The sequence below is a fragment of the Candidatus Cryptobacteroides sp. genome (assembly GCF_056207615.1).
The window spans coordinates 1-8,218 of the sequence record NZ_JBAEER010000185.1 but is presented as its reverse complement, the minus strand read 5'-3'; the positions used below and the strand labels follow the sequence as shown (position 1 = coordinate 8,218).

The window sequence follows — 8,218 nt, the reverse complement described above, 5'->3', positions numbered from 1 at the left end:
CAGGATTGATGATCTCAGGGTAGAACATATCCTCCCAGAGATGGGTGCCGTCATGGCACTCGCACTCGCCTCCCACACCAGGGCCGCTCATCTCGGTGAGACCGTAGATGTCGAATGCCTTGATGCGGAGCTTCTCCTCGAGTTCCTTGCGCATACCTTCAGTCCATGGTTCTGCACCGAAGAAACCTACGCGAAGCTTCATGTTGTCGATGGAAACCTTGTCGCTGGCATGGATGGCCTCCGCAAGGCGAAGTGCATAAGAAGGGGTGCATGCAAGGGCCGTAGATCCGAAGTCCTGCATGAGCATGATCTGCTTCTCAGTGTTACCTGCCGAAGTAGGAAGCTGAACCGCACCGAGCTTCGCGGCACCGTCGTGTGCTCCGAGTCCACCGGTGAAGAGGCCGTATCCGTAGCTGACCTGTACGATGTCACCGGGACCTACGTCACCAGCTGCCATCACGCGCGCTACGCCCTCTGCCCAGTTGTCGATATCATTCTTGGTATATGTATCCACCACCGGCTTTCCAGTGGTACCGCTGGATGCGTGGATCCTCACTACCTCGGACTGAGGAACAGCCTGGAGACCGAAAGGATACTCATCCCTCAGATCTGTCTTTGTGGTGAAAGGAAGCTTGGAGATATCGTCGATGGACTTGATGTCCTCCGGCTTCACTCCCAGCTCGTCCATCTTCTTCTTATAGAAAGGGACCTTCTCATAGCAGGTCTTTACGATCTTGACTAGTCTCTCCGACTGGAGCTTGCGCATGTCCTCACGTGGCATGCACTCGATTGCTGGATTATGTATCATAGTTATATGGTTATTTTTCTGTTGATTCTACACCCATGTCGAATGCCTTGAGATTGGCATTGACAATGGCTTCTCCTTTCCTTGCGAAGACAACGGCGATGGCCTCGCGCAGCTGAGCAACGCTCAGTATGCCGATATACGGTGCCGCCATTCCCAGGAGCACCATGTTGGCTCCGCGTGGATTTCCTGATTCCATTGCGACTGACTCGATGTCGAGCATGGCAACAGAAGGAAGAGCCTCCAGCTCCGCCTTGAGCTCGCTTTCGTCCGGATAGTTCGGGATATTGACGAACGGCTTGCTGCTGGTGACGACGGTTCCGTCCGGAGCAAGATATTCGAGATAGCGGAGCGCTTCCATCGGCTCCATACTGATCACGACGTCAGTCTTTCCGAGCGGGATAAGGTCGGACCATATAGTCTCGGTGGAAAGTCTGAGATTGCTCTGGACGTCTCCCCCCCTCTGGCTCATTCCGTGAACCTCCGCCTGCTTGAGATTGAGTCCCGCCTTCGTTGCAGCCTCGCCTATGATGGTCGCGATGCTGAGGATGCCTTGTCCTCCCACACCGCAAAGTATGATGTCCTTCTTCATTACTTATTGTTCTTCTTAGCTTCGCGGAGATGACGCTGCAAGGTCTGCATGCACTCCCTTCGTGGTATAATGACGGACACGCCGTCGTATTCTATCTCTTCCTTGATCACCTTCGTGATCTCAGGCATGTTCTTAGGGAGCGGTACGACTACCCTGACATGTGCTGGATCTACTCCGAGACCAACGCATATCGCCTCGTATTTGTTCGTGCCTGCGCTGTCCTGACCTCCGGTCATACCGGTCGTGAGGTTGTCGGATATGATGACGGTGATGTTGCTTCTGTCGTTGACTGCGTCAAGCAGTCCGGTCATGCCGCTGTGGGTGAAGGTAGAATCACCGATCACTGCAACAGACGGGAAGAATCCAGCGTCAGCTGCACCCTTTGCCATGGTGATGGATGCACCCATGTCCACGCAGCTCGAAAGCGCACGGAAAGGAGGAAGCGCACCGAGGGTGTAGCATCCGATATCTCCGAAAATCCTATAGTCCGGATAGGTAGCGAGCACCTCGTTGAGAGCAGCATATACATCCCTGTGACCGCAGCCCTGACAAAGCTGCGGAGGCCTTCCTGAGAGATTCTTTGCCTTCTCGAAAGAAGGGCCTGCCGGCTTTCCGAGAGCGATTGCAACACTGTCAGGAGTAAGTTCGCCTGTCCTTGGAAGATCGCCTGTGAGACGTCCCTTGACAGGATATCCAGCGCCGAGCAAGGCCTTGACCGCCTTCTCCACCACCGGCTGTCCGTCTTCAGCCACGAGCAGGACGTCGTTCTCCTGAGCAAGCTTTTTCACAAGATCCTCAGGTATAGGATACTGGCTTATCTTGAGAACGTTCACGTCATCGCCGGCAGCTTCCTTCACGTAGTTATAAGCGATTCCGCAGGCTACGACACCTATTCTAGGTGCGGAAGCCGACCCTATACATCTATTATATATAGACTCTTCTGCAGCCTTCTTCATCTCCGGCTGCTTGGCAATAAGTTCTACGTATTTCTTCCTAGCGTTGCCAGGGAGAAGTACCCAGCTTTCACGAGTCACGTCAAGAGGATTCTCTGCCATAGGTTCGCCAACCTCTACGGCTGCACGGCTATGAGCAAGCCTCGTCACGATACGAAGCATCACAGGCTCCTTGAGACTCTCCGAGAGCTGAAACGCATCCGCCATCATGTCGTATGCTTCCTGCTGGTTGCTAGGTTCAAGAACCGGAATCATGGCGAAGTCCGCATAGAAGCGGCTGTCCTGCTCGTTCTGCGATGAATGCATGGATGGATCGTCAGCAGCAAGCACGACCAGACCGCCGTTCACACCGGTGATGGCGCTGTTCACGAACGCGTCGGCACATACGTTCATTCCGACATGCTTCATGCACACGAGCGCGCGCTTGCCAGCGTAACTCATACCCAGAGCCGCTTCCATCGCTGTCTTCTCATTGGTGCACCACCTGCTGTGGATTCCGCGCTCCTTTGCGAGGGGATCATTCTGGATGAACTCGGTGATTTCAGTTGAAGGGGTTCCAGGATAGGCGTAGACTCCGCTCAATCCTGCATATATGGCTCCGAGAGCAATAGCTTCATCGCCAAGAAGTAGTTTCTTTCCCATATTGTGTCTTATGTGGTAAACATGCCTTCCACGATCATCGGGGAGCGGAAGTTCATAGCTGAACAAATCTACCAATAAAAATCCGCAAAAGCAATTGTTGATTGTTTTTGTTTTTTTTCGTACCTTTGCTCAGTTTTGGAACTTTACAAAAATCGATATATGAAGTCAAATCTCAAGAAGGTCCTCCTCCTCGGATCCGGTGCACTTAAGATCGGACAGGCCGGCGAATTTGATTATTCCGGCTCTCAGGCACTCAAAGCCCTTCGTGAAGAGGGTATCAAGTCAGTCCTCATCAACCCTAACATTGCTACAATCCAGACATCTGAAGGCATTGCTGACAAGGTTTATTTCCTTCCAGTAACGCCTTATTTTGTAACTGAAGTAATCAAGAAAGAACGTCCTGACGGCATTCTCCTCGCATGGGGTGGTCAGACCGGACTCAACTGCGGTACAGAACTCTACATGAACGGTACTTTCGAGAAGTACGGAGTACAGGTACTCGGTACCAGCGTAGAGGCCATCATGGATACTGAGGACCGCGACCGTTTCGTCAAGAGACTCAACGAGGCAGACCTCAAGGTTCCTGTCAGCGAGGCTTGTGAGACCATGGACACTGCCCTTGCTGCTGCACGCCGCATCGGCTACCCTATCATGATCCGTTCAGCCTATGCTCTCGGTGGTCTCGGTTCAGGCGTCTGCCCTGACGAGAAGACTTTCACTGAGATCGCTGAGTCAGCATTCACCTTCGCGCCTCAGGTACTCGTTGAGGAGTCGCTCAAGGGTTGGAAGGAAATCGAGTTCGAGTGCATCCGCGACGCGAACGACCATTGCTTCACCGTCGCAAGCATGGAGAACTTCGACCCACTCGGGATCCACACCGGTGAGTCAATCGTCGTAGCGCCTACCTGCTCTCTCCGTGACGACCAGGTCAAGATGCTCCAGGATATCACCATCAAGTGCGTCAAGCACCTCGGAATCGTCGGCGAGTGCAACATCCAGTTCGCATTCAACGCAGACACCGATGACTATCGTATCATCGAGATCAACGCCCGCCTTTCACGAAGCTCAGCTCTCGCATCAAAGGCTACCGGTTATCCTCTCGCATTCGTAGCAGCGAAGATCGCTCTCGGCTACACTCTCGACCAGATCGGTGAGATGGGTACCCCTAACTCAGCTTATGTCGCTCCTTCACTCGACTACCTCATCTGCAAGATCCCTCGCTGGGACCTCACCAAGTTCAACGGCGTCAGCCGTCGCATCGGTTCAAGCATGAAGTCAGTCGGTGAGATCATGAGTATCGGACGTACCTTCGAGGAGCTCATCCAGAAGGGTCTCCGCATGATCGGCCAGGGCATGCACGGTTTCGTATGCAACGACCACATCCACTTCGACAACCTCGATGACGAGCTCGCAAATCCTACCGACCTGCGTATCTTCGCCATCGCACAGGCCCTCCAGGAGGGTTATACCACCGAAAGGCTCTATGAGCTCACCAAGATCGATCCTTGGTTCATCGAGAAGCTCAGGAACATCGTAGACTTCGCAGCTAAGCTCAGCGAGTACAAGGCTATCGAGGAAGTTCCTGCAGATGTGATGCGCCAGGCGAAGATCCTCGGTTTCTCAGACTTCCAGATCGCCCGCCTCGTTCTCGACAAGCACGAGGGCAACATGGAGAAGGAGCTTCTCAACGTCCGCGCTTATCGTAAGGGCCTCGGCATCCTCCCTGCAGTGAAGAGGATCGAGACCGTCGGCAGCCAGCATCCTGAGCTCACCAACTACCTCTACAAGACCTACGCAGTCGAGGGAGATGACATCAACTACTACAGCAACGAGAAGTCAGTCATCGTCCTCGGTTCCGGCGCATACCGTATCGGTAGTTCAGTGGAGTTCGACTGGTGCTCAGTGAACGCAATCCAGACAGCGCGCAAGCTCGGCTACAAGTCAATCATGATCAACTATAACCCTGAGACCGTGTCTACCGACTACGACATGTGCGACCGTCTCTACTTCGATGAGCTCACCTTCGAGCGCGTCCTCGACGTCATCGAGCTTGAGAATCCTCGCGGAGTCATCGTCTCAGTGGGAGGTCAGATTCCTAACAACCTCGCGATGAAGCTCCATCGCCAGAGCGTTCCAATCCTCGGAACCTCTCCTGTCAGCATCGACCGCGCAGAGAACCGTAACAAGTTCAGCGCAATGCTCGACCAGCTCGGCATCGACCAGCCTCAGTGGAGCGCCCTCACCTCTATGGAGGATGTGAAGGCATTCATCGACAAGGTAGGCTACCCTGTACTCGTCCGTCCTTCATACGTCCTCTCAGGTGCTGCGATGAACGTATGCTACAGCGACGATGAGCTCGTACGTTTCCTCGAGATGGCTACCGAAGTCAGCAAGGAATACCCAGTCGTTATCTCTCAGTTCATGTCTGAGACCAATGAGATCGAGTTCGACGCAGTCGCAAGGAACGGCGAAATCGTAGAGTACGCTATCAGCGAGCATGTAGAGTATGCCGGTGTCCACTCAGGTGACGCCACCATGGTCTTCCCTGCCCAGCAGATCAGCTTCGCTACCGCACGTCAGATCAAGAAGATGAGCCGCGCTATCGCAGCTGAGCTCAACATCTCAGGTCCATTCAACATCCAGTACCTCGCAAAGGGCCGCGATGTGAAGGTGATCGAGTGTAACCTCCGCGCCAGCCGCTCATTCCCATTCGTCAGCAAGGTCCTCAAGCGCAACTTCATCGAGACCGCTACCAAGATCATGCTCGACGCTCCATACGAGAAGCCAGACAAGAGCGCTTTCGATATCGACCGCATCGGTGTCAAGGCCAGCCAGTTCAGCTTCGCACGTCTCCAGAACGCAGACCCTGTTCTCGGCGTCGACATGTCATCTACCGGTGAGGTAGGTTGCCTTGGCGACGACTACGAGGAGGCACTCATCAACGCACTCATCGCTACCGGATACAACATCCCTTCTAAGGACAAGGGTATCATGATCAGCAGCGGCGAGGCAAAGAGCAAGGTTGCCCTTCTCGATGCGGCAGCAATGCTCACCAAGAACGGCTACACCATCTACGCTACCGAGGGTACCGCCAAGTTCTTCAACGAGAACGGTGTTCCTGCAACCATCGTTGGATGGCCTGATGAGAACCATGCTGAGGAAAGAGCGAACATCATGAACATGATTTCAGAGCACAAGTTCGACCTCATCATCAACATCCCTAAGAACAGGACCAAGAGGGAGCTCACCAACGGTTATCGCATCAGAAGAGCTGCGATCGACCACAATACTCCACTCATCACCAACGCACGCCTTGCGAGCGCCTTCATGGAGGCAATCTGCCGCAAGTCTCTTGCTGACATCCAGATCAAGAGCTGGCAGGATTACGAATAATATCCGCTAGGAAATACTTTAGAAAAGACCGTAGAGACAAGCGTCGATGCGGTCTTTTATTTTTGCGAAGTCGTCTGGGTTGTTGACGAAGTCAAGATCGTCCGCATCGATGATCAGAAGTGGGTGCTCATACTCGGCAATCCATTCCTCATAGAGCCTGTTGAGGCCGGAGAGATACTCCAGGCTGATACTCTGCTCGTAGTCACGTCCCCTCTTCTGGATCTGTCCCACAAGATGCGGAACCGAGCAGCGCAGATATATCATAAGGTCAGGAGCCTTGGTGACCGATGTCATGGTGCGGAAGATTTCCATATAGGTCGTGAAGTCCCTGTAGCTGAGATTTCCCATCTCATAGTTGTTGCGGACGAACACGTTCACGCCCTCGTATATGGTCCTGTCCTGAATGATGGCCTGATCGCCTTCCGCAATTGCACGGAGATCCTCCAGACGTCTCACCAGAAAGTACATCTCGAGGTTGAAGGACCATCTCGCGATGTCCTTGTAGTAGTCCTCGAGGTAAGGGTTGTCGGAAACGGATTCGAACCTCGGAGTCCATCCATACTGCTCCGCGAGCATCCTCGTGAGGCTTGTCTTGCCTGCACCAATGTTTCCAGCAACGCCAATATGCATATTTCTTGTGTTTTCGTGAATAAGATACCCGTCAAAATTAGTATTTAAATGCTATTTTTGCAATCGAAATCATTGTGAACATGTCCAGGAAACATCAGGAGATAATTCTCGAGAACGTTACTATCGAAGCAGTCGCTGCCGAAGGCAAGGCCCTCGCCCATGTGGACGGTGCCGTGATCTTCGTCCAGTTCGCTGTCCCTGGCGATATAGTCGACATCAAGGTCACCAAGAAGAAAAAGAATTACATGGAGGGATTCATCCTCCGTATGGTCAAGCCTTCACCTGACAGGCTCGAGCCTTTCTGCAAGCATTTCGGAACTTGTGGTGGTTGCAAGTGGCAGCCGCTCCCTTACCAGATGCAGCTCGCGGCAAAGCAGCAGCAGGTATACGACCAGCTAGTAAGGATAGGACACCTCGACGTTCCGGAGATCACCCCTATCGTGGGCTCGGACGAAACTACATATTACAGGAACAAGCTCGAGTTCACTTTCTCCAACAGAAGGTGGATCGAGGAAGGAGAAGATCCGGATGCAATTCCAGAGAAGGAGCGTCAGGGTCTTGGTTTCCATGTCGGCAGATTCTTCGACAAGGTGCTTGACATTGAGCATTGCCACCTCCAGGCCTCCCCTTCCAACGAGATCAGGCTCTTCATAAAGAACTACGCTTTCGAGCACGACCTTCCTTTCTTCGACATCCGCAACCATGAGGGTTTCCTCAGGAACATGATCATCAGGACCACCGAGAAAGGAAACGTGATGCTCATCATCGTCTTCTGGCATGAGGACGTCAAGGCGCGTGAGGCTCTCCTCGACGCAGTTCTCGCGCAGTTCCCTATGATCAGTTCGCTCTACTATGTCATCAACTCCAAGATGAACGACTCCATCGGCGACCAGGAGTGCATGCTCTACAGCGGCGACGAAGCCATCTACGAGGAGATGGAAGGACTCCGATTCAAGATCGGTCCGAAGTCATTCTACCAGACCAATACCAAGCAGGCATATAAGCTCTACAGCGTGGCTCGCGAGTTTGCGGCGCTCAACGGAGACGAGGTCGTATATGACCTCTACACCGGCACCGGCACCATCGCTCAGTTCGTGAGCAAGAAGGCATCCAAGGTGATAGGCATCGAGTATGTTCCCGAGGCCATCGAGGACGCCAAGATCAACGCTGCCGGAAACGGCATCACCAACTGCGAGTTCTTCG

General features: G+C 53.3%; 6 protein-coding genes. 2 read left to right on the top strand and 4 right to left on the bottom strand.

Annotation, left to right across the window (positions count from 1 at the left end):
- From AC06ND_RS10085 to AC06ND_RS10075, 3 genes are all read right to left on the bottom strand, one after another.
- A partial coding sequence (locus AC06ND_RS10085) for a phenylacetate--CoA ligase family protein (RefSeq protein ID WP_475678851.1) occupies positions 1 to 808 on the bottom strand: 808 nt, incomplete at its 3' end.
- Between the two features lie 10 nt (positions 809 to 818).
- Positions 819 to 1,397: an indolepyruvate oxidoreductase subunit beta gene (locus AC06ND_RS10080; protein WP_475678850.1), complete on the bottom strand. Its 579-nt coding sequence runs from the start codon at positions 1,395 to 1,397 to the stop codon at positions 819 to 821.
- Entirely contained in the window at positions 1,397 to 2,992 is a 1,596-nt protein-coding gene (locus tag AC06ND_RS10075; protein WP_475678849.1) for a thiamine pyrophosphate-dependent enzyme, read from the bottom strand. Before AC06ND_RS10075 ends, AC06ND_RS10080 begins: the two co-directional genes overlap by 1 nt.
- A 159-nt stretch (positions 2,993 to 3,151) precedes the next feature.
- Here AC06ND_RS10075 and carB point away from each other — a divergent pair, with 159 nt between their 5' ends.
- The gene (gene carB / locus AC06ND_RS10070) at positions 3,152 to 6,385 is read left to right on the top strand and encodes a carbamoyl-phosphate synthase (glutamine-hydrolyzing) large subunit (protein WP_475678848.1); all 3,234 of its coding nucleotides are present in this window, start codon (positions 3,152 to 3,154) and stop codon (positions 6,383 to 6,385) included.
- A gap of 18 nt (positions 6,386 to 6,403) precedes the next feature.
- Here carB and AC06ND_RS10065 read toward each other — a convergent pair whose 3' ends face one another.
- The gene (locus AC06ND_RS10065) at positions 6,404 to 7,015 is read right to left on the bottom strand and encodes a deoxynucleoside kinase (RefSeq protein ID WP_475678847.1); all 612 of its coding nucleotides are present in this window, start codon (positions 7,013 to 7,015) and stop codon (positions 6,404 to 6,406) included.
- A gap of 80 nt (positions 7,016 to 7,095) precedes the next feature.
- Here AC06ND_RS10065 and rlmD point away from each other — a divergent pair.
- The coding region (rlmD, locus tag AC06ND_RS10060) for a 23S rRNA (uracil(1939)-C(5))-methyltransferase RlmD (protein WP_475678846.1) at positions 7,096 to 8,218 on the top strand (1,123 nt) is incomplete at its 3' end.

Excerpts from the sequence above, each read along its gene's own strand:
- AC06ND_RS10080 (WP_475678850.1), bottom strand. The coding sequence starts at position 1,397 with ATGAAGAAGGACATCATACTTTGCGGTGTGGGAGGACAAGGCATCCTC.
- AC06ND_RS10075 (WP_475678849.1), bottom strand. The coding sequence starts at position 2,992 with ATGGGAAAGAAACTACTTCTTGGCGATGAAGCTATTGCTCTCGGAGCC.
- carB (WP_475678848.1), top strand. The coding sequence starts at position 3,152 with ATGAAGTCAAATCTCAAGAAGGTCCTCCTCCTCGGATCCGGTGCACTT.
- AC06ND_RS10065 (WP_475678847.1), bottom strand. The coding sequence starts at position 7,015 with ATGCATATTGGCGTTGCTGGAAACATTGGTGCAGGCAAGACAAGCCTC.